The following is a 20,073-nucleotide window of genomic DNA, read 5'->3' as shown; positions in this document are numbered from 1 at the left end:
GTACCTTCAATGGAAATTTATGCCACTACAGACGACTTCAAATATTTTAATGGTCAGACCGGCCAATTTTGGTTTTAACCCCGAAACTGCGGAAAGCAATTTTTATCAAAAAAGAGATGCCAGAACTCCCCAAGAAATCAATAAGGCAGCGCAAAAGGAGTTTGATGATTTCGTTTCCTTGTTGGATGAAAAAGGGGTGAATGTAATTGTTGTCGAAGATACAGAAGATCCGAAAAAAACAGATGCTATTTTCCCGAATAACTGGTTCAGTACCCATGAAAATGGAAATGTAGTACTTTACCCAATGTTTTCTGCCAATAGGAGGTTTGAAAGACGAATGGATATTGTCGAGATGTTGATGAAAAAGGGGTTTAAAGTCGATGAGATAGTAGACCTTACTTTTTTTGAAAAAGACAATCAGTTTCTAGAGGGGACTGGAAGTCTGGTTTTGGATAGGGTACATAAGATTGCTTACGCTTGTAAGTCTGTCAGAACGCATGAAGTACCATTGGCCTATTTTTGCAGGTTGATGGACTATGAGGAAGTGGTTTTTGATGCTGCCCAAAGCATTGATGGCATTGTCTCCTCTATCTACCATACCAATGTCATGATGCATGTGGGATCTGAGTTGGCGATTGTTTGTTTGGATAGTATTCCTGTAGCCACAGAAAAACTCAGGTTACAGAAATTTCTGGGAAAGACAGGTAAAAAGATGATACCTATCACTGAAAAACAGAAGTTTAACTTTGCTGGAAATATGCTTGAGGTGCAAGGGAAAGAAGGAAACAAAATCACAGTAATGTCTGAGACTGCCCGCCAGTCACTGGGAGATGTACAACTCAACGCCATCAAGCGATACACAGATGTTATAGTCCCTAAGATACCTACTATAGAGAAATTAGGCGGTGGTTCCGTCAGGTGTATGATGGCTGAGATTTTTCTTCCTTCAATGTAAGCTGGCGATTTTGATCGATTGAATATTGATCGTCTCTACTTTGATGTTTTTGGTTTTGGCTGTAACCTTGAAATTTTCTATCACTTCCAATACATCATAATCGATCACCTTTGAATTGCTGCCATCAATGATGACATGCTTATCTTCTTCGATTTCATCCAAGGTTTTGATTAGAGATCCTTTATTCAAAAAGCTAACCTCTTCAGAGAGTTTTATCCTAATGGTGTTGCCTTTTGTGGTCGTACTTTCCTCCAAAACATGTGAATTCTCATAGTTCCTGATCAGAATGTAAATTACCGCTACACACATTCCAAGACCGATTCCGACTAACAAATCAAAAACCACGATTCCGACTATGGTAATGATGAAAGGTAAAAACTGATCCCAACCGAGTTTTGCCTGTGTCTTGAAAAGAGAGACTTTGGTGAGTTTGTAACCTACTTGCAAAAGTATGGCTGCCAAACAGGCTAGTGGGATGAGGTTGAGTAATCCTGGAATCAACATTACTGAAGCAAAAAGTAAAACCCCATGTACCAAGGCTGACATCTTGGTTTTGGCTCCTGAGGTGACATTGGCTGAGCTTCTTACAATCACAGCTGTCACTGGCAGCCCTCCGATAAACCCATTGATCATATTGCCTATCCCTTGCGCAAATAGCTCTTTATTGGGGGGCGATACCCTTTTATATTGGTCTATTTTATCAGCCGCTTCCAAGCTGAGTAATGTTTCAAGACTGGCGATGATCCCAATGGTAATGGCTACAATCCATACCTCAGAACTTAGAATTTGAGAAAAATCAGGAAAAGTAAGCAAATTGGCAAAATCTCCCAAGCTGCTAAGTATTGGCAGAATTACTTTGTCTTCAGTATCCAAATAGAGCACGGGTATAAAGAACTTAAATAGTTTGTTCAATCCTACGCCCAGCAAGACGACCACCAGTGGGCCGGGAACAAGTTTACCAAAAACACCCCTTTTGAAAGCGGGGAGATCCCAAATGATCAGAATGCTTAGTGAGACAATGGTGATGATTACAGCTCCCCAATCAATCACACCTGTCAAATTCCCCAAATCTCTTACAGCTCCCCAATCATTGATAAAGGGGATATATTCGCCAAGGTTTTTGGTTTCGTTCACACCAAAAGCATATGGGATTTGTTTGATGATCAAAATGATACCTATTCCAGCCAACATACCTTTGATGACAGAGGTGGGGAAATAATAGCCTATGATCCCTGCTTTGAGGATACCAAATATAATCTGAATGATACCTGCCAATACGACGGCAGAAAGAAATACTTCAAAAGACCCCAATTCTGTAATGGCAGTGAGAACTATGACAGTAAGGCCTGCGGCTGGCCCAGATACTGAAGTATGAGATCCTGAAAGAGATCCCACTACGATACCGCCAACAACTCCGGCAATAATCCCTGAAAACAGTGGGGCCCCTGAAGCCAATGCAATTCCGAGACATAGGGGCAGGGCTACCAAAAACACTACAAGTCCTGCAGGAATATCACTGCCTAGGTGTTTGAAAAGGTTAGGGGAAGAGTTCATGAAATTGCTGGGATAGGAAAGTGACCGGTCACTTAAATAAATTTATCATTTTTATGTGAAATTAAGTCCTTTGTTGGAAGATACTTTGAATATCAATAAAAGTGAAATGACCTAATAAGTCTATTTACTGTTTTTTTTACTTGGAAATGTATCTTGTTTTATTCTTCTCTCCGTAAGCCTTTACAATTCCCATATCCACTACAGCATTCAGATCCCGACTAGTCTCCTACCGCAGACTTCCCTAACAATTTACATCTTACAAAGTACTTGGTACAATAAAAAAACACCCACCCAAAACCAAAAGGCTTCAAGTGGGTGAAAAAAAAGGTCAATAAAGCCCCGTATAATTAAAAGGGCTGATTTTTTTCAATTCTTCTTTGACTTCTGATGAAACCTGAAGGTTTTCGACAAACTCTTGGATTGAAGATTTTGTGATTTTAGAGTTTGTTCTGGTCAGTTCTTTAAGCGCTTCGTAAGGTTTTGGATACCCCTCTCTTCTTAAGATTGTCTGTATGGCTTCAGCTACCACAGCCCAGTTTTCTTCAAGGTCCGCTTCTATGGCAGCGGGATTCAGCTCCAATTTGCCCAATCCCTTGAGCAATGATTCGAAACTTATCAGCATATGTGCCAAAGGTACGCCAATGATCCTCAAAACAGTACTGTCGGTCAGGTCTCTCTGAAGGCGGCTGATAGGAAGTTTGGCTGCAAGATGCTCCAAAAGTGCATTGGCAATACCCAGGTTTCCTTCTGCGTTTTCAAAATCAATAGGGTTGACTTTATGAGGCATTGCGGATGAACCTACCTCACCAGCTTTGATTTTTTGTTTGAAATAATTCATGGCAACATACTGCCAGATATCTTTGGACAAATCCAACAAAATGGTGTTGATCCTTTTAAGCGCATCAAAACTCGCGGCCAGGTTGTCATAATGTTCTATTTGGGTAGTTGGGTAGCTCCTTTCCAAGCCAAGGTAATCGCCCACAAAAGTACTGGCGAAACTGTTCCAGTCAATTTCAGGATATGCTACATGATGGGCATTCATATTTCCAGTGGCTCCACCGAATTTTGCTGAATAAGGCACTTGGTCAAATAGAGCCAATTGCTTTTCAAGTCTATTGACAAAGACCTGGATTTCTTTGCCGAGCCTCGTAGGTGAGGCAGGTTGACCATGTGTTTTAGCCAACATAGGGATTTCCCTCCAATCATTTGCCTGAGTCTCCAGCTTGCTGATTACCTTTTTCAAAGTAGGAAGAATCACTTGTTCCAGTCCCTCTTTGAGCATCAAAGGTGTGGAGGTGTTGTTGATGTCCTGAGAGGTCAACCCGAAGTGTATAAATTCCTTGTATTTTTCAAGTCCTAGCGCATCAAACTTTTCTTTGATGAAGTACTCTACCGCTTTTACATCATGGTTGGTGACTTTTTCAGTTTCCTTTATGACCTCAGCGTCAGCTATGTTGAAGTTTTGTGTGATTTTTCTCAATTCAGGGAAAATACTTTTATCCAATTCTTTGAGCTGAGGTAGGGGGAGTTCGCACAGGGCTATAAAGTATTCTATTTCTACATGTACCCTATATTTGATCAGGGCAAATTCAGAAAAATAGTCCCTTAAACTGGCGGTTTTGGATCCATATCGGCCGTCTATGGAAGATACGGCTGTAAGGTGAGTCAAGTCCATTATAGGTTGGGTTTGTTTTGAGTTCGCAATTTAGTCCTAAGCTTTGAAAAACCTGCCTTCCGTTTATATTTATATAATATTATCAGGCACTGATTTTTGCCTTAGGACAAATTAGCGTAGTCATTTTTTTTGCTTAAGTGTATCATTGCTGCAATGAAACCTATTTATCAACTAATTATAATTCTTTCTATTTTATTGTCCCATCCTGTGCTTTCGAAAGATGGCAAAGACAAGGAAAACAAGGATAAAGCTGCCAAGGACAAGGAGTTTGGGATGGAAATCGGATATGCAGTAAAGGCTGTCAATCTTGATGGGATCGTGGATACTGAAGAATGGGCCGATGCACAAGTGATATCTGGTTTTGTACAGCAAATACCAAACGAGGGTTTGCCAGCCACGGAACATACCGAAGTTAGGCTGAAATATGACGATGACTTTTTATATGTAGCTGCCACACTTCATCAGAAAACACCAGGTGATTATGTGGTATCTTCATTGAAGAGGGATTTTAGGTTTTATGAAAACGATGCTTTTGCTATAGTCCTTGGACCCTATGATGACGGGAACAATGGCTTTATGTTTTCTGTCAATCCATACAATATTCAAATGGAAGGTTTGGTTTTCAATGGAGACAGGGTATCGGATGTATGGGATAATAAATGGTATTCCTCAGTAAAAAGATATGACGACCGATGGGAAGTAGAGATTGCGATTCCTTTCAAAACCCTAAGGTTTACCGAGGGATCAGAATACTGGAGAGTGAATTTTTTGAGAAATGACAGAAAGAACTTCGAACGTTCCTCTTGGGTGCCTGTTCCCCTCAATCAGAGAATTCAGGGCATAGCTTTTTCAGGATACCTCAATTGGGACAAGCCACTAAAAAAACCGGGATCCAATATAGCAGTGATTCCATACATTGCCACCAATGGCGCCAAAGATTACAGAACTGATGATGGCATCAACTCGGGAATGGCAGCTGGCTTTGATGCCAAAATTGCCCTGAGCCCATCAATGAACCTTGACCTTACATTCAATCCTGATTTTTCTACTGTGGAAGTAGATCAGCAACAGACCAATTTGAATAGATTTGAACTTTTCTTTCCGGAAAGAAGGCAGTTTTTTCTCGAAAATGCTGATTTGTTCGGTGATTTTGGTTTTTCCAGCATCAGACCTTTTTTCTCACGAAGAATAGGGATTGCCACCGACAGTATGGGACGAAGTTCAAACAACAGGATCCTGTATGGTGCAAGGCTAAACGGAAATGTAGGGGACAATACAAGGGTTGGTTTGCTCAACATGCAGACCGATACAGAAGACGCTATTGGCTATCCAGGACAAAATTACACTGTAGCGACAGCCCAGAGGAAAGTCTTTAGCAGGTCCAGTATAGCGGGTATTTTTGTGAATAGGCAGACCACGGGTACTGTTGCTGAACCTGGTAGAGAAGTAGCAAGTTATAACAGAGTCCTTGGAATCGATTATAATTTGGCATCCAATGATAATAAGTGGAATGGGAAGTTTTTTTATCACCAATCTTTCAGTCCTGATGTCTCAGGCGATGCCAAGGCTCATGCGAGTAACCTGAGTTACAATACTAAAAAATTTGTAGCCAGATGGAACCATGAATATGTAGGAGAAAATTACAATGCTGAGGTAGGCTTCGTTCCTAGATCTTCTTATTGGAGGTTTGAGCCAAGTGTGATGTACAGGCTTGTGTCAAATGGGAAACGGATTTTCCAACAGACTTTCCAGTTGGCCTATGATGTGTATACCGATGAGAGTTTTGGATTGAAGATGGATGAGAGGATGACTTTTGCCTACAGGTTGTATTTTAAAAATACCTCTACACTTCAATTCAGGGTCTTCAATGAGTATGTGTATTTGTTCAATTCCTTTGATCCTACCAGAACAGGGGGGGAGCGATTGGAAGCAGGTACAGATTATTCATATGCGAGAACAGGTCTGACATATACTTCTGATGCTAGAAAGTTATTCAATTATTCCAGCACTGTCTATGCAGGTGAGTATTTTAATGGTGAACGATTATTTGTCAGAAGTAATATCAATTATAGGTTTCAGCCATATGGCAATGTCTCACTTTTTGCAGAGTACAACAAAATTGACATGCCAGAACCTTATAATGATGCCAGCTTATGGCTTGTTGGTCCTAAAATGGATATTTCATTCACAGATAAACTCTTTCTTAGCACTTTTGTACAGTACAACAGTCAGATAGAAAATGTGAATATCAACACACGTTTTCAATGGAGATTCAAACCAGTTTCAGATTTATTTGTTGTTTACACAGACAATTATCATCCAGAGAGCTTACAAATTAAAAACCGCGCATTAATTTTGAAGCTGACATATTGGATCAACGTGTAAAGAAATTGGGAATGTTTAATTTATTCAAGAAGAAAAAAGAAGAAAATAATAAAGGTGATCAATACATATCTCTCAAAGTAAGAGAGGTGGTGAAAGAAACACCGGATACTGTCACTATATTTTTTGAGCAGCCAGAACCTTATTTGGAATACAAGGCAGGTCAATACTTGACAGTAATATTTGATATTAACGGCAAAGAGGAGAGACGCTCTTATAGCTTATGCACTTCGCCTTTCGTGGATTCCTATCCCGGTATTACGGTCAAAAGAGTGAAGGATGGAGTAGTATCCAACTATCTCAACGATCACATCCGACCAGGAAAGACCATTGATATCATGAAACCCTTAGGGAACTTCACAACTGACTATCATTCCAAAAACAAAAGGAATTTTGTCATGATAGCAGGTGGCTCAGGGATTACGCCGATTATGGGTATTACCAAATCTGTATTGGTCAATGAACCGGAATCAAAAGTAACCTTGCTGTATTGCAGTAGGTCTGAGGAACAGATTATTTTCAAAACTGAGCTCGAGAAGCTTGAAGCGAACTACGGAGACAGATTGATGGTTATCCATAACCTAAGTCAGCCTTCAGGAACCTGGACTGGTTTGAAAGGCCGCTTGGATGCATCAAAAATCAAGGATGTCCTCGACAGTACGGTGGATGTCAAGGCGGAAGGGAATAAGTTCTTTGTCTGTGGTCCTGAGGGATTAATGGATGTTTCCCTAGAGACACTCAAGGGTCTCGGTATTCCTGATGAAAGTGTTTTGGAGGAGAGTTTTTACAATGACTTGGAAGCCAAAGAAAAAGAGTTGAAAGCTGAAGGCAAGCTATCACCTGAATTGACCAGAGAAATAGAAGTGACCGTGGAAGGGGAGGTGTTTGTATTCGAAGTGCCTGCTGGGAAAACTATTTTGGAAGCTGGATTGGATGAAGATGTAGATATGCCATACAGTTGTCAAAGTGGTCTTTGTACCGCCTGTAGAGGAAGATTGCTTTCAGGAAAAGTAGATATGATAGAAGACGCAGGACTGAGTCAAAGTGAAATTGATGAAGGATATATACTGTGTTGTTCATCCAAACCTGCGAGTTCAGATATAAAAATTGTTATTGAATAAGAAAGTTTTGGATACAGATATTATTAGAAAAACTTACGATACATTGGAACGGAATGCGCTCATCATGATGGCCATTCCGCTTCCTTTTTTTGCGCTGGCCTATTTGTTTACCACCAGTAGCACGATTTCCTATAAGGCACCTGAATTGCCTTTGTTATTGGACACGGCCTTGTTGACTTTGGTGATCTTAATGCTGGCACTGCATTATGTCAATTTCCAAGCTGCGATCAAAAAAGCCAGAATCGAGGGTGCTGATTTGGAAGATAAAATGATGCGTTATGCTCAAGCTACCATGAAAAGGTTGTGGGTACTCTTTGCAATAGTCTTTCTTTGTGCCGGAGGTTTGTTGATTTATCAAAACCCAGGATACACGATTTCCTTTGCTGTTGCTTTGGTTTTCTTTTCCTTGGGGAAGCCTACCCCTGACCGTATCATCCGTTTGTTGAGACTTAAGGGTGAAGAAAAGGATGCCATTGAAGCTCTGAAAATGCGAAACAGGTAGTGCTATTCGGCGGCATCATGTCTTTTGGGTACATCAGGATTGATAAAAGTAAACCCTCTCGCCTCATTTCCTTCGAAGAAATCAACCTGCATTCCCATCAAGAACATGTAGTGCTTTTTCTCTATCAATACGGGAATATCTTCAATTTCAAATTGCTGATCACCTTCTTTGGGTCGGTCAAAGCCCAACATATAGGACATGCCACCACAACCTCCGCCTTTTACACCTACCCGTAAAGCGTAGTCAGCTGGGATGTTTTTATTGGCAATGATGTTTTTGATTTCTTCCTGCGCCTTTTCGGTAATAATAATTGGGATAAGCATAGATATTTAATGCAATTTTGCGTTATAGAGTTCAAATTTCGCATATTAGATATAAATAAAAACAACACTATGGAGTATTTGGCAGACTTGTTAAAAATTGTACTACCTGCAGGTTTGGTAATTTATGGGATGTACCTTACCATCATGAGTTTTCTCAAAAAAGAAAGAGAAAAAATGCTGGTGGAAATCAAAACCCAAAACACCAATACCATACTACCTATCCGTCTTCAGGCGGGAGAGAGGTTATGCCTGCTATTAGAGAGGATCACCCCGAATAATTTGGTGAAAAGGGTAAATAATCCTGAATACTCGGCAAGAGACTTGTACTACAAATTATTGCAAGAAGTAAGAGAAGAGTTCAACCACAACCTGGCACAACAGGTGTATTTTTCAGACGATACTTGGGAAAGCGTCAGAAGAGGTGTGGAAAGTGTCATTACCATGGTCAATCAAGCGATGCAGGAAATGCCGGAAGAAGCCAGAGGATTGGACCTAGCGAAGAAGATTTTTCAGATTTCATTGGATCAAAAATCTGATGCCATTCAGAAAGCTTTGAAGAATGTAAAGGACGAAATCAGGATATTTTTTTAAATTGAGGCTATGAGTACATTCAAAGACAGATCGGTAGATTTTTTCACCAAAGCCAAATTATTGTACCAGCAAAAGGCGCATGATATAGCAAAAGAGGACGGTAAACTCAAAAAACTGATTGAAAAAGTCAAAATCAGGTTAGAACAAGTTTCTCATAATCCGAAAATTCAGGAAGCTTTGGAACCGATTATGGTTTTCAAAAGGATGATAACCGCACACAGGCGCAATGAATTCAAGGTTTCAAATAGGACTTTAGGTCTGATTGTACTGGGCTTGGTGTACTTTGTGACTCCTTTAGATCTTATCCCTGACTTTATTCCTGTGATAGGCTATGTGGATGATTTATCCGTATTACTGGCTGTTTTCGGTTCGGTCAAGGATGAAGTGGAAGAATTTAAGAAGTGGGAAAAGACAAAGCTTTTTTAAGATTTAGGGATTTCATGTGGCTTTAAAAAACAAAATATAAACACATGAAATTCAACGAAAATAAAGTGCTTGACCCTGATTTGTAGCACATACAGCTCAAGAAATTTAAAGAATTAAAACTATGAAGAAAATAGCTTTTTTGGCAGGTACATCGGGACTGGTAGGGATGCAGGTGATGCATCAGCTAATCCAAGATCCTGATTACGATATGATCATTTCTATAGGTAGGCGTAAGTTGTCGCTCAAACATGGGAAGCTGGTACAGGTAGAGGTAGATTTCAAGACCATCAGAAAAATGGATCTTGAAGCAAAGTTGAGAGAAAATGACCTAGGAGGGACATCTTTTTCACTTATAGAAGCACTCAAAAACAAGTCAGTTACAATTCACGCTTTTTGTTCTCTCGGCACCACCATAAAGGTTGCCGGATCAAAGGATAAATTTTACGAAATTGACCACGATTATGTAATTAATTTTGCCCTTTGGGCACATCAAAATGGAGCAAAGAAATTTCTATATGTCAGTGCATTAGGTGCGGATCCCCAGTCTAAGGTGTACTACAATCAGGTGAAAGGTGAAGTGGAAGAAGACCTCAAAGTGATCCCATTTGATTTTTTAGGGCTTTTTGAACCGTCCTTGCTATTGGGAAGTAGGAATGAATTCAGATTTGGGGAAGAAGTGGCCAAAATCCTGACCAAACCGCTGGTTTGGTTGAAATTGGCTAAAAAATACCGACCCATTCATGATTATCAAGTAGCCAAAGCCATGATTTTTTATGCCAACAAAGAGACCTCTTCCAAGGTAGCTGTAGTTTCCAATAAAGACATGCAAGTCGTATGATAGCAGTCATTCAAAGGGTATCGGAATCATCTGTAAAAGTAAAAGGCGAGATCATCGGTCAAATTGACCATGGATTACTGGTTTTACTGGGTATTGAGGATGCGGATACTACTGAAGATATTGATTGGTTGAGCAAGAAAATTGTGAATCTGAGGATTTTCCCCGATGAAAACATGGTGATGAATAAAAGTCTTCTTGATGCTGGTGGAGACATCCTGTTGATTTCGCAATTTACCCTGCATGCCAGTACCAAAAAAGGAAACCGTCCTTCCTATATCAAAGCAGCCAAGCCTGATTTTGCCATTCCTATGTATGAAAAATTTATTACGGCTTTAGAATCTGATCTCGGAAAGCAAGTGCAAACAGGCGAATTTGGTGCAGACATGAAGGTGTCTTTGGTCAATGATGGTCCTGTAACCATTGTGATAGACTCCAAAAATAAAGTTTAACAATAAAAACAGCCTCTTGTCTACAATCATTTCCATAAAAAAAGCGACAGTAAGACACCTAGATAAGGTAGTATTTGAAGACTTGGATTTTGATTGGAATGAAGGGCAGCAATGGGCTTTGATCAGCCATTCGGGGGCAGAACTCACAGCGTTCCTGGAAACCTTACGGGGGAGGACAATGGTCACTGATGGTGATATTGATCGGCCATTCTCCAAAGAATACCAAAGTCAAATGAATGAACAGGGGAAAGTGAATTCTTTTCGTGACCTGATTGCTGTGGTTTCACAGAAATATACTTTTAGAAATAAGTCCAATCTCCAGAATTTCTATTACCAACAGCGGTTCAACTCTATGGAGTCAGAAGAAGCGGCTACCGTAGAAGAGTTTTTATTGGAAATTCCGCACCATTCAGGTAAATGGACGCTTCAAAGGGTGATGCAATTGCTTCAATTGGAGAAGCTCAAGGACAAATCCCTGATCAAATTATCCAATGGCGAAACGAGGAGACTGGCCATAGCTCAGGCGCTCTTACAGAATCCCAGATTGCTTCTGATGGATCAACCTCTGACAGGTTTGGATGTGCAGACCAGAACTGATTTTGGCAAGATCTTACAGCAAGTAGTGGATGCAGGAGTACATATAGTGATGGGCACCAACCCACAAGAAATCCCTGAATGTATTACAGACATAGCTGTATTGGGGAAGAAAAGGGTTTTGAAAGTGCTTCCTGCTGCGAATAAAGATCAGGCCCAATTAGATTTTGAACAGGCCAAAGGTTTTGAGTACACAGCATTGAAGAAACTCCTTTTACCATACCCTTTACCTATAAGAGAATCGGTGATTAAGCTTGTCAATGTAAATGTCCGATATGGAGAGAAGCAAATCCTCCAAGGGATCTATTGGGAAGTCAAACCAGGAGAAAGATGGAGCTTGAAAGGTCCTAACGGAGCAGGGAAATCTACTTTACTCAGTTTGATTTTGGGTGAAAACCCACAGGCTTATGCCAATGAGATTTACTTGTTTGATAGGAGAAGAGGGACTGGAGAAAGCATTTGGGATATCAAGAAAAGAATAGGATTTGTTGCACCTGAACTGAGTAGGTTTTTTCCCGCCAATCAGACTTGTTTGAAAGTGGTACTTTCTGGACTCTTTGATACCATGGGCTTGTTTAAAAAAGTCACAGCCGAACAGGAAAAACTAGCAATGGACTGGCTAAGTTTCTTTGGCTTGGAAGATACTGCTGGAAAGTTACTCAAACAGGTATCCTTGGAAAATCAGCGCTTTATTTTGTTGGCAAGAGCATTGATCAAGAAACCTGAATTGTTGGTTTTGGATGAAGCATCACAGGGGATGGACATGATGCAACGGAGGATATTTAAGGAAACGGTCGACCGCATTTGTGAATTGACTTCGGTGACATTGATCTACGTGAGTCACTATGCAGAGGATATACCGGAGGTGGTGGATAGGGAGTTTGGATTGTAGATTTACGATTTTTGATTTAAGATTTACGGGCAGGGATTTGGGAGTGAGGCTTCTTTTCTTTTTTGAGCTTTTTGATCGGATATTGTTGATGGTAAATGGCCTTCTCAGGCTAGCCAATTACGATTTTGGATTTACGATTTACGGACGGGATTTAAGTAATAAAGCTTCTTTTCTGTCTATTGGGCTTTTGATTGAGATTAACGTGTGGAATTAGCCGAAAGAATTGATAAAGGATGAATATTTTATTTGTCCCCATATTGTTCCAAGACTATATATTCTAAGTGGTGAGGAGTCGCATGGTAAAACTTTTTAGAAGTATGGTAAACTTTATCTTCCATGTCTACCAGAAAAACTACATAATTCCATGTTGATTTGGATGTACTTAGTGTACCTCCACTGTTGCCAACATTGCCATAAGAACTAATTTGCGCTGCAAAATTCATGATTTCGCCCCCCTCGCTTACAAGATATACCAAAATCTCCCCTTTTTCTCCATTGGGAATCATCAAGCGGGGATCACCTAAATGTAAGATGAGTGTGTCTTTGGAAGAACCTACGTAATGCTTGGTCTGCACTAGGGATTTGTTACAGCCAAAGGAAAAAATCATTAGAAAGAACAGTGGAAGTAGGTTTTTCATAAGTAGATCATAAAAGTCCCAATTAAAATATGGAGATTTTTATAATTAAGCAAGTTTTTTAGTTCATCCATACTGTTCCAACATCATTCTTTTGAGTTTACCAGGGCTTACCCTATAAAATTTCTTTGCAGTATGGTAAACGATATCTTCCTGATCTACTAAGAAAATGACATAATTCCAAGAAACAAAATCCTGAATAAGACTCCCATCTTGCGCCAAAAATTGAGGTTGGGATGTATTTCCATTTGGACCGATCACCATTGATCTTTTGTTGAAAAAGTACACCAGTATTTCTCCCTTTTCACCATTGTCGATTGCCATGTGTGCTTCACCAATGTGCAATTGCAAAATATCTTTGGGCGTGCCGACATAATGTTTGGTCTGGGTTAAAGATCTGTCACAAGAACAGAAAATTAAAAGAATGACCGATATTATGTACAACCTTTTCATAAAAGATACTTGGTTTTAAAACACCATACTTAAATACACGTTAGTTCTGAGCCAAAGTTTTGTTTGTGAGGTTTTTATATGATTTTAAAAAACTTTCTCTTTTGTCAAATCACGCTCATCAGTAGGCACACTGATGGCTTCCAAAAACTTCCCATCTTTTCTCATCCGGATTCCTGTCAGACAGATATTCCGGTAAGCTCCAGTATCTATGTTCCAGGAATTGGAGGCCGCACTGTATTCAGGTTTTCCATTTAGTCTCGGTGTGTGGCCTATGACTTGTGTTTTGCCTATGTTGAGTAGAGGCTTACGGTTCCAGAGTAGCCCATTGGTATCTCTTACATCAAATGGATCTTCTGACATTACAGAAAAGCCGGCATGCGATACCATTACATGGTCATTGTGCCAGGTCAGCGGCAGGGATTTGATCCAACCCAAATAAAAAAAAGGGTCTACTTCCTTTTGTTTGAATTCCTGAAGGGTCTCCACCCCTCCATTATTTAGCCAATTGAGATGGTTATTGGTTTCGTTCAGGTATTCTATCATCATCTGCTCATGGTTACCTCTCAGGAAGATAGCCTGATCTTTAAAGGTGCTCTGCAGTTCAAAAGCCAGTTTAATACATTGCGAAGAATGATTTCCACGGTCTATCAGGTCACCCAATTGGATCAAGGTCTCCGTTTTTGGATCCCAATGTTCCATGAGTTTGATGTAAGTGTACAGACAGCCGTGTACATCTCCGATGATAAAAAGTCCCATTATTCAAAAATTTTATTGTGTGGTGGAAGGCATTTAATTTCTGTAACGTAGTTCATTCATAAAAGATTTCTTGATATAAAACCCAGAAATTGTTATAATACATTGGGATCCAACTCTATATCTAAAACATTCTATCGTGATCCAAAGTTAAAAAGTTATGCGTAATTAATTACTAATAGATTTTCCATCCTTTATACTCTATTCAAAATGAAATCTGCCCTAACTCTTCTCTCCTTTTTATTCATTTTGAGCGGTTGTCTAAGTCAAAAAGACTATATCGCCGAATACGATTTTAATTATTCAGGAAATTTTAAAAAATATAAAACCTTCGGTTTTGTTGAACATCCTTTTCCGGATACTACTTTTTTTAATATTACCATTGAGAACACAATCAGCAATAGACTGGATGCTCAGGGTTTTAGAGCTCAAGACGACAAACCTGACTTACTTATCAATTATAAGATCTTTAGTGATTCTATAAAGTATAGAGGTTATCAACAGCCTAATTTCGACTATTGGCTATCAAGAAGAGCCTCTCAGTTTGAAGTGACTGAAGAAGAAGAACGCGAAAACCGTGAGCGTGACGAAAATTACAATAGTGTAAAGTACCTTCAAAATACCGGAATGCTGGTCATTTATGTCATTGACAACAAACGAGGCAGTACGATATGGCAAGGCTATACACCGGCTGATTTTGACTTTATGTCACCTGAAATCAATACTGAATTGACGAGAGCAACTTACCGGGTGATGGATCAATTCAAATTGCTCACCAGAAATTAGGTTGGTTATTTCCTGTGGCCTTCCGCTTTAAGTTTACCTGTAAAGTGGAGGGCTGCCTTTTTTTGTACCTCTTCAAAATGCTGATAAGCGCAAACAATTCCTGCAAAAACCTCTGATTGTGAGAATTCTCTTAATGATAATGGGGTGCCAAAAAGATACAGAGAGACTTTTTTGAGCTTGCTCAAGCGTATCAATTTTTCTAACAAAGCTGGTTCTAGGCCAAAATGATTCACTGGCTTTACAGAAGGCACAAATACTGCCACTAGAGCGCAATCGTATTTTTGCAATCCTTGGAAATCATCTCCTATATCCTCAAGTGTAAAGACAGGTCCTTCTATTGTGTCTTTTAGGTCATTGAAAAAGTGATTGGTATCGGGTGAGTTTAAAGAGATTTTACAACAATTCTCCAAATCCAGAACCTCCTCAAGAGGCTTTATTTCTGTAAGGTATTTTGGTGCCAATTCAAGCTGAAATTCTGAATGATCACCCCAATCAAACGCAGGGACTTTGATTTTTTTGATTTCCAGAACACCATATTTTTTCTTCCAAGTCATGATTTTTTGAAAACTCTCATCAATCTGTTCTTCGGAAGCTTGATCTGCGATCAAATCAATGGCTTCGGAGATATTTTCTGAAAAACATAGGATGTCATTCCCAGCAATAAAGGCTTCATATTCCAATTGGCCTGGTATCGGAAATTTGTCAGAGACACTTTTCATGTTCAGGGCATCTGAGACCACAAGTCCTTCAAATTTCATTTCGGTTTTGAGAAAGTTCTTGATCACCTCTTTGCTGATGGAAGCTGGGATGTTTTTTCCATTGGTCAGGGCAGGTACTGCTAGATGGCCTACCATGATCATATCCAAGCCAGATGAGATGGCTTCGGCGAATGGGAAAAGTTCTTCCTCCAGAAGTTCTTCTTTGGATTTTTGCAAAATGGGAAGCCCTAAATGAGAGTCCACATCGGTATCACCGTGACCGGGAAAGTGTTTGTAGCAAGCACCTACTTCCTCATCGATATGCGCCTTGTACATCTGCCAGGCAAATTCACTCACCTTTTCTTTATTGGTTCCAAAAGACCTGTAGCCAATTACCGGATTGTTTGGATTGGTATTGATATCCGCTACAGGGGCAAAATTGAGGTGTATACCCGCAGCCTTTAGGTCTCTTGCCATTCTTTTACCTGTCTCATACACATAGCTCTTTTCAGATATGTCCATGGCGCCTAGGCTGATGGCATATGGATATTGCGGGCTGTGTTCTATTCGCATTGCCAAACCAAATTCCGCATCAATGCTGATCATCAGTGGGATTTTGGTTACCAACTGATAGCGATTGATCTGTTCTATGAGTTTTTCAAGGGTATTTTCATAGGATAATTTCTCCTGCCTTTGTTCAAAATTAGCTGCTGCGGAATGTCTGCTATGGAAAAAAGTGAGGCCTCCAATATGATGTTCTGCAATGAGCTTTTCCATTGCTTCAATGTTTTCTTCTGAGTCATGTATAAAAGCGGCAGGTGAAAATAGCTGTCCGATTTTTTCTTTTAATGTCATGGTATTGGTTTTTTTTAAAAAAATCATTTAATCTGTTTCTTTCCGTATTCATAGGGGAATTTGACATACTTGACCATCAATATCCCGGGGATTGCAGCGAATGCCACCCATAGGAAAAAGCCATTATATCCTAACCATTCTTGGATAAAACCGGAAATCATTCCCGGTATCATCATCCCTAAGGCCATAAATCCAGTGGCAATGGCATAGTGGGAAGTTTTGGAGGGACCTTCGGCAACGTAGATCAAGTACATCATGAAGGCAGCAAAACCAAAACCATAACCCAATTGCTCAATAACAACAACTAGGCCAGCATAAAACGCTGATTCGGGCTGAAAATAAGCCAGAAAGTAATAGAAAACGTTTGGCACATTCAAAGCCATGATCATGGGCAACATCCACTTCCCAAGGCCATCTCTTGAAATCACAATTCCTCCAATGATGCCACCGATGCTTAGTGCTATAATGCCAAGGGTACCATAAATCAAGCCCACTTCAGATGTACTTAAATTCAAACCTCCCATTTCTCTTGAGTCCAATAAGAATGGAGAAGCCATTTTTACCAATTGGGATTCTCCAAGCCTGTACAGCAGGACAAAGGTCAAGGCGATCCATATGTCCTTTTTCCCGAAAAAGCTCTCAAACACCTTCCAAAAAGTCAATGACTCAGCTTTCACATAGTCTTTTGCCTTTTCTACATTCGGTGTAGTCCAGAGATTGATTAAGGTAAGGATGAACATCAGTCCGGCTATCATCACCATGGTCAAGGACCATGCTTTGGTATTGTCACCATAAGCTACTTCCAAGTATCCCGCCACGATTACAAAAAGTCCCTGACCTGTTACCATAGCGACCCTGTAGAAAGTACTTCTTACACCTATAAAGAATGCTTGTTTTTCCTCTTTCAATGCCAATAGGTAAAATCCGTCTGAGGCGATATCATTGGTGGCTGAAGCAAAGGATGCCAACCAGAAGAAAGCCAAACTGATTACAAAAAACTGACTGGTAGGTAAGGACAGACCTACTCCCAAGAATGCCAAAGATAGGATGAGCTGCATCCAAAGAAACCATTTTCGCTTGGTGCCATAGAGGTCCACAAAGGGACTCCAAAATGGCTTGATAACCCATGGGAGGTAAAGGAAGCTGGTATAGAGTCCAATGTCAGCGTTGGATACGCCTAGGTTTTTGTACATGATGACTGATACTGTGATGATCAGCACATATGGTATTCCTTCTGTAAGGTAGAGTGGTGGTACCCAGTACCAAGGGTTGTTTTTGATGGGTTTACTCATGGTTGATTCGGATCAAGTTTTGGTAAATGCTGATTTCGGAACCTTCTATTGTTACAGCATTGACCGTGTTTTTATAAAAGTCAATCGGGCCTATACCTCCTATAATGGCATAAGCATAGCCCATTTCTCTAAGTGCCAGCAAGCTTTTGACCAAGAGTACCTTTCCGATGCCCTTGCCCCTCCAGCCTTCCTTAGTCCCTGTTGGACCAAAAAAGTTTTTGGCTGTAACTTCATAGCAGGCAAAACCCAAGATTTCATTTCCCTTCTGGGCTATAAAACAATGTACAGGTTGAAAGGAAAAAGCAACATCTGTCTCGCTTTCCCAATAGTTACCAAATTCTTTCCCTACCCATTGGCATACAATAGATTTCTCAGGGGCGATTGGTCTCCTGAAAATGATGTTTTCTTCAGCCAGGTGCCTTTCTTCTTGGCTGATGTCGGGAAGATCCGTCAAGCGGACAAGCATGTCTTTCATTTGATTATGATTTGATTTTTGAAGGCTTGATTCGGGGCATTCCTGCCATCATGTAATAGGTCCCCAAATTCTGAATTCATCCCAGTATGTGAGTCCATTGTTTTTCAGGATTCTTTGTGGAGCCTCGATTTTTATTTGTTTTGGGATAAGTTTCGAGTTTGGATTTCAAAAGCTTTGGGCCTGGTCTCTTTACCATAGCGGTCAACAAAACTGATTGTGACGTATTTTTGGTTGATTGGGCTAAGTACTGGAATCAGTAGCCTGTTGGTCTCGTCTAGATACACTTTCTGGCGAACGCTTCGTTCGTTCCTCAACTGTAAATCTTGTAGGGTAGGGGCTGTATAGATGACTGCATACCTGTAGTCCAGATCGAGTATACTTGCAAACTGGAACGCAAAACCATCACTATGAGGAACCAGCTCTACCTTTTTGCTGAACTGTGGCTGCATGCTTACAGGTATCACATCAGGAGTAAGGACTGGTGTTTTGTAATGGTTTTGATGCAATAGCTCGGCGACATCTCTGTTTTTGAGGTACATGGATTTGGCACTGAAATAGGCATTCCCCGAGATATTGGGAGTGATTTTGGACAAGCCTACCTGATTGGGAATTTCCATAGGATTGTCCCAGGCCTTGTCGGCATTGTCACGGATTTTGTAAGGCCCATTACCGATATAGATTTTGGTGTCATAACTGTTTTTTGACCACCAATTGACCAATTCTCTGTAGGATGCGAGGTTGTAGTCCATACTCCAGTACAATTGAGGGATGAGGTAATCAATCCAGCCGTTTTTCATCCATGTAAGTACATCGGCATAAAGGTCATCAAAATTGGTCTGTCCTGCTCTTGTGTTGCTGCCGCTTGAGTCTTTGTCTCTATTCCTCCATACACCAAAAGGACTGATCCCAAATTGCACCCATGGCTTTTCGGTTTTTATGGTTTCATTGACTTCTTTGACCAAAAGATTGACATTTTCCCTTCTCCAATCATCTACTTTTTGTCCGGGTTTGCTGTATTTTTTATAGGAGGCTGCATCTGCAAAATCGAGTTTGGCTACCTTGTATGGGTAGAAATAATCATCAAAGTGAATGGCATCTATATTGTAATTTTTCACCACTTCCCTGATAATATTGACGAGGTGTTTGCGGACTTCCGGCAAGCCTGGATTGTAATAGTACTTGGTGTCGTATTTGATCATCCAATCTTTGTGTTTGAAAAAATCATGTTCGGGACTGAGGATCTTAGTGTCCAGATTCATGGTAGCCCGGTAAGGGTTTAGCCATGCATGAAATTCCAAACCTCTTCTGTGTGCTTCCAATATCATCCAAGAAAGTGGATCTTCGGTAGTGTTTGGTTTTTGGCCTTCTTTGCCAGTCAGGTACCTTGACCAAGGGGAATATTGGGACAGGTAAAAAGCGTCTCCCGAGGTTCTTATCTGTACGATGACTGCATTGAAATTCAGTTTTTGATAGTAATCTAAAAGCTCAGTAAATTCTTTCTTTTGTCTTTCAAAAGGAATGGTTCCTGAACTCGGCCAGTCAATATTTGCCACTGTGGCTATCCAAACAGCCCTAAATTCTCTTGGGCTAGGGGTTATTTCCATATCCAGTATTTTGTAAAATTCGGGAGAAGGCAAGGTATTCACAGTTCTTTCCGGATAGCCCGAAGAATTACCTGGTGCAGTAGTCGAAATATTCCTGTTCCCTGAAGGTGTATTGGCAGTTGGTTGACTTGATTTACAGGATGAAAATATCCATATAGAAAAACAGATAGTGGCCAAATAAAGGTACTTGTTCATAATGAGTAGGTGTAATTGGGGAATG

At 40.3% G+C, this 20,073-nt stretch carries 20 protein-coding genes; 10 read left to right on the top strand and 10 right to left on the bottom strand.

The genetic code is table 11. The features are described 5' to 3' along the window. Window positions 1–19 precede the first annotated feature (19 nt). The gene (gene ctlX / locus CLW00_RS17620; protein WP_106135024.1) at window positions 20–955 is read left to right on the top strand and encodes a citrulline utilization hydrolase CtlX; all 936 of its coding nucleotides are present in this window, start codon (window positions 20–22) and stop codon (window positions 953–955) included. Here ctlX and CLW00_RS17615 read toward each other — a convergent pair. Together CLW00_RS17615 and purB are read right to left on the bottom strand one after the other, a co-directional pair. Next, the gene (locus CLW00_RS17615) at window positions 947–2,509 is read right to left on the bottom strand and encodes a SulP family inorganic anion transporter (protein ID WP_106135023.1); all 1,563 of its coding nucleotides are present in this window, start codon (window positions 2,507–2,509) and stop codon (window positions 947–949) included. The genes ctlX and CLW00_RS17615 overlap by 9 nt on opposite strands. 328 nt (window positions 2,510–2,837) lie before the next feature. Beyond that, entirely contained in the window at window positions 2,838–4,184 is a 1,347-nt protein-coding gene (gene purB / locus CLW00_RS17610) for an adenylosuccinate lyase (RefSeq protein ID WP_106135022.1), read from the bottom strand. A 153-nt stretch (window positions 4,185–4,337) separates the two neighbouring features. On the opposite strand from purB, the gene CLW00_RS17605 reads away from it, so the two are divergent. From CLW00_RS17605 to CLW00_RS17595, 3 genes are read left to right on the top strand one after another with little or no spacing between them, the layout of a single operon-like run. Beyond that, window positions 4,338–6,569: a DUF5916 domain-containing protein gene (locus CLW00_RS17605; RefSeq protein WP_146131448.1), complete on the top strand. Its 2,232-nt coding sequence runs from the start codon at window positions 4,338–4,340 to the stop codon at window positions 6,567–6,569. A gap of 11 nt (window positions 6,570–6,580) precedes the next feature. Then, window positions 6,581–7,687 (top strand): ferredoxin--NADP reductase, encoded by a 1,107-nt coding sequence (locus tag CLW00_RS17600; protein ID WP_106135021.1) that lies wholly within the window; start codon window positions 6,581–6,583, stop codon window positions 7,685–7,687. Beyond that, a complete protein-coding gene (locus tag CLW00_RS17595) occupies window positions 7,680–8,189 on the top strand; it encodes a hypothetical protein (RefSeq protein ID WP_245917356.1) in 510 nt (169 codons plus the stop codon). Before CLW00_RS17600 ends, CLW00_RS17595 begins: the two co-directional genes overlap by 8 nt. A 2-nt stretch (window positions 8,190–8,191) precedes the next feature. On the opposite strand, the gene CLW00_RS17590 is transcribed toward CLW00_RS17595, so the two are convergent. Beyond that, window positions 8,192–8,512, bottom strand: a complete 321-nt coding sequence (locus tag CLW00_RS17590) for a HesB/IscA family protein (protein WP_106135020.1) — start codon at window positions 8,510–8,512, stop codon at window positions 8,192–8,194. 69 nt (window positions 8,513–8,581) lie between these two features. On the opposite strand from CLW00_RS17590, the gene CLW00_RS17585 reads away from it, so the two are divergent. The 5 genes from CLW00_RS17585 (at window position 8,582) to CLW00_RS17565 (ending at window position 12,302) form a co-directional block, all read left to right on the top strand. Then, entirely contained in the window at window positions 8,582–9,103 is a 522-nt protein-coding gene (locus CLW00_RS17585) for a DUF7935 family protein (protein ID WP_106135019.1), read from the top strand. Window positions 9,104–9,112: 9 nt separating this feature from the next. Further along, window positions 9,113–9,529: a YkvA family protein gene (locus CLW00_RS17580; RefSeq protein WP_106135018.1), complete on the top strand. Its 417-nt coding sequence runs from the start codon at window positions 9,113–9,115 to the stop codon at window positions 9,527–9,529. Between the two features lie 121 nt (window positions 9,530–9,650). Continuing rightward, window positions 9,651–10,367, top strand: coding sequence for an NAD-dependent epimerase/dehydratase family protein (locus CLW00_RS17575; protein WP_106135017.1), 717 nt, complete (start codon window positions 9,651–9,653; stop codon window positions 10,365–10,367). After that, window positions 10,364–10,816, top strand: a complete 453-nt coding sequence (gene dtd, locus CLW00_RS17570; protein WP_106135016.1) for a D-aminoacyl-tRNA deacylase — start codon at window positions 10,364–10,366, stop codon at window positions 10,814–10,816. Before CLW00_RS17575 ends, dtd begins: the two co-directional genes overlap by 4 nt. A gap of 16 nt (window positions 10,817–10,832) precedes the next feature. Beyond that, window positions 10,833–12,302 carry an ATP-binding cassette domain-containing protein gene (locus CLW00_RS17565; protein WP_106135015.1) on the top strand — a complete coding sequence of 490 codons (1,470 nt, stop codon included), beginning with the start codon at window positions 10,833–10,835 and terminating at the stop codon, window positions 12,300–12,302. A 242-nt stretch (window positions 12,303–12,544) separates the two neighbouring features. Here the strand turns inward: CLW00_RS17565 and CLW00_RS17560 are convergent, their stop codons facing one another. The 3 genes from CLW00_RS17560 to CLW00_RS17550 form a co-directional block, all read right to left on the bottom strand. Beyond that, window positions 12,545–12,940, bottom strand: a complete 396-nt coding sequence (locus CLW00_RS17560; RefSeq protein ID WP_106135014.1) for a hypothetical protein — start codon at window positions 12,938–12,940, stop codon at window positions 12,545–12,547. Window positions 12,941–13,003: 63 nt separating this feature from the next. After that, window positions 13,004–13,390 (bottom strand): hypothetical protein, encoded by a 387-nt coding sequence (locus CLW00_RS17555; RefSeq protein ID WP_106135013.1) that lies wholly within the window; start codon window positions 13,388–13,390, stop codon window positions 13,004–13,006. An 84-nt stretch (window positions 13,391–13,474) separates the two neighbouring features. Continuing rightward, on the bottom strand, window positions 13,475–14,146 hold the full coding sequence (locus CLW00_RS17550) for a metallophosphoesterase family protein (RefSeq protein WP_106135012.1): 672 nt from the start codon (window positions 14,144–14,146) through the stop codon (window positions 13,475–13,477). Window positions 14,147–14,353: 207 nt separating this feature from the next. On the opposite strand from CLW00_RS17550, the gene CLW00_RS17545 reads away from it, so the two are divergent. Next, complete coding sequence (locus CLW00_RS17545) at window positions 14,354–14,929, top strand: DUF4136 domain-containing protein (RefSeq protein WP_106135011.1); 576 nt, start codon at window positions 14,354–14,356, stop codon at window positions 14,927–14,929. A 5-nt stretch (window positions 14,930–14,934) separates the two neighbouring features. Here the strand turns inward: CLW00_RS17545 and CLW00_RS17540 are convergent, their stop codons facing one another. The 4 genes from CLW00_RS17540 to CLW00_RS17525 all read right to left on the bottom strand — a co-directional run bounded on the left by CLW00_RS17540 (window position 14,935) and on the right by CLW00_RS17525 (window position 20,048). Next, complete coding sequence (locus tag CLW00_RS17540; RefSeq protein ID WP_106135072.1) at window positions 14,935–16,482, bottom strand: glycoside hydrolase family 3 protein; 1,548 nt, start codon at window positions 16,480–16,482, stop codon at window positions 14,935–14,937. A 23-nt stretch (window positions 16,483–16,505) separates the two neighbouring features. Continuing rightward, entirely contained in the window at window positions 16,506–17,774 is a 1,269-nt protein-coding gene (locus tag CLW00_RS17535) for an MFS transporter (RefSeq protein WP_106135010.1), read from the bottom strand. Beyond that, window positions 17,767–18,249, bottom strand: a complete 483-nt coding sequence (locus CLW00_RS17530) for a GNAT family N-acetyltransferase (protein WP_106135009.1) — start codon at window positions 18,247–18,249, stop codon at window positions 17,767–17,769. The genes CLW00_RS17535 and CLW00_RS17530 overlap by 8 nt, the downstream gene beginning before the upstream one ends. A gap of 131 nt (window positions 18,250–18,380) precedes the next feature. Next, window positions 18,381–20,048, bottom strand: coding sequence for a glycoside hydrolase family 10-like protein (locus CLW00_RS17525; RefSeq protein ID WP_106135008.1), 1,668 nt, complete (start codon window positions 20,046–20,048; stop codon window positions 18,381–18,383). Between the last annotated feature and the right edge of the window lie 25 nt (window positions 20,049–20,073).

Source organism: Mongoliibacter ruber (genome assembly GCF_003003005.1).
GTDB classification, from domain to species: domain Bacteria; phylum Bacteroidota; class Bacteroidia; order Cytophagales; family Cyclobacteriaceae; genus Mongoliibacter; species Mongoliibacter ruber.
The sequence above is the reverse complement of the archived record's forward strand: the minus strand, read 5'-3'. Positions and strand labels throughout refer to the sequence as shown.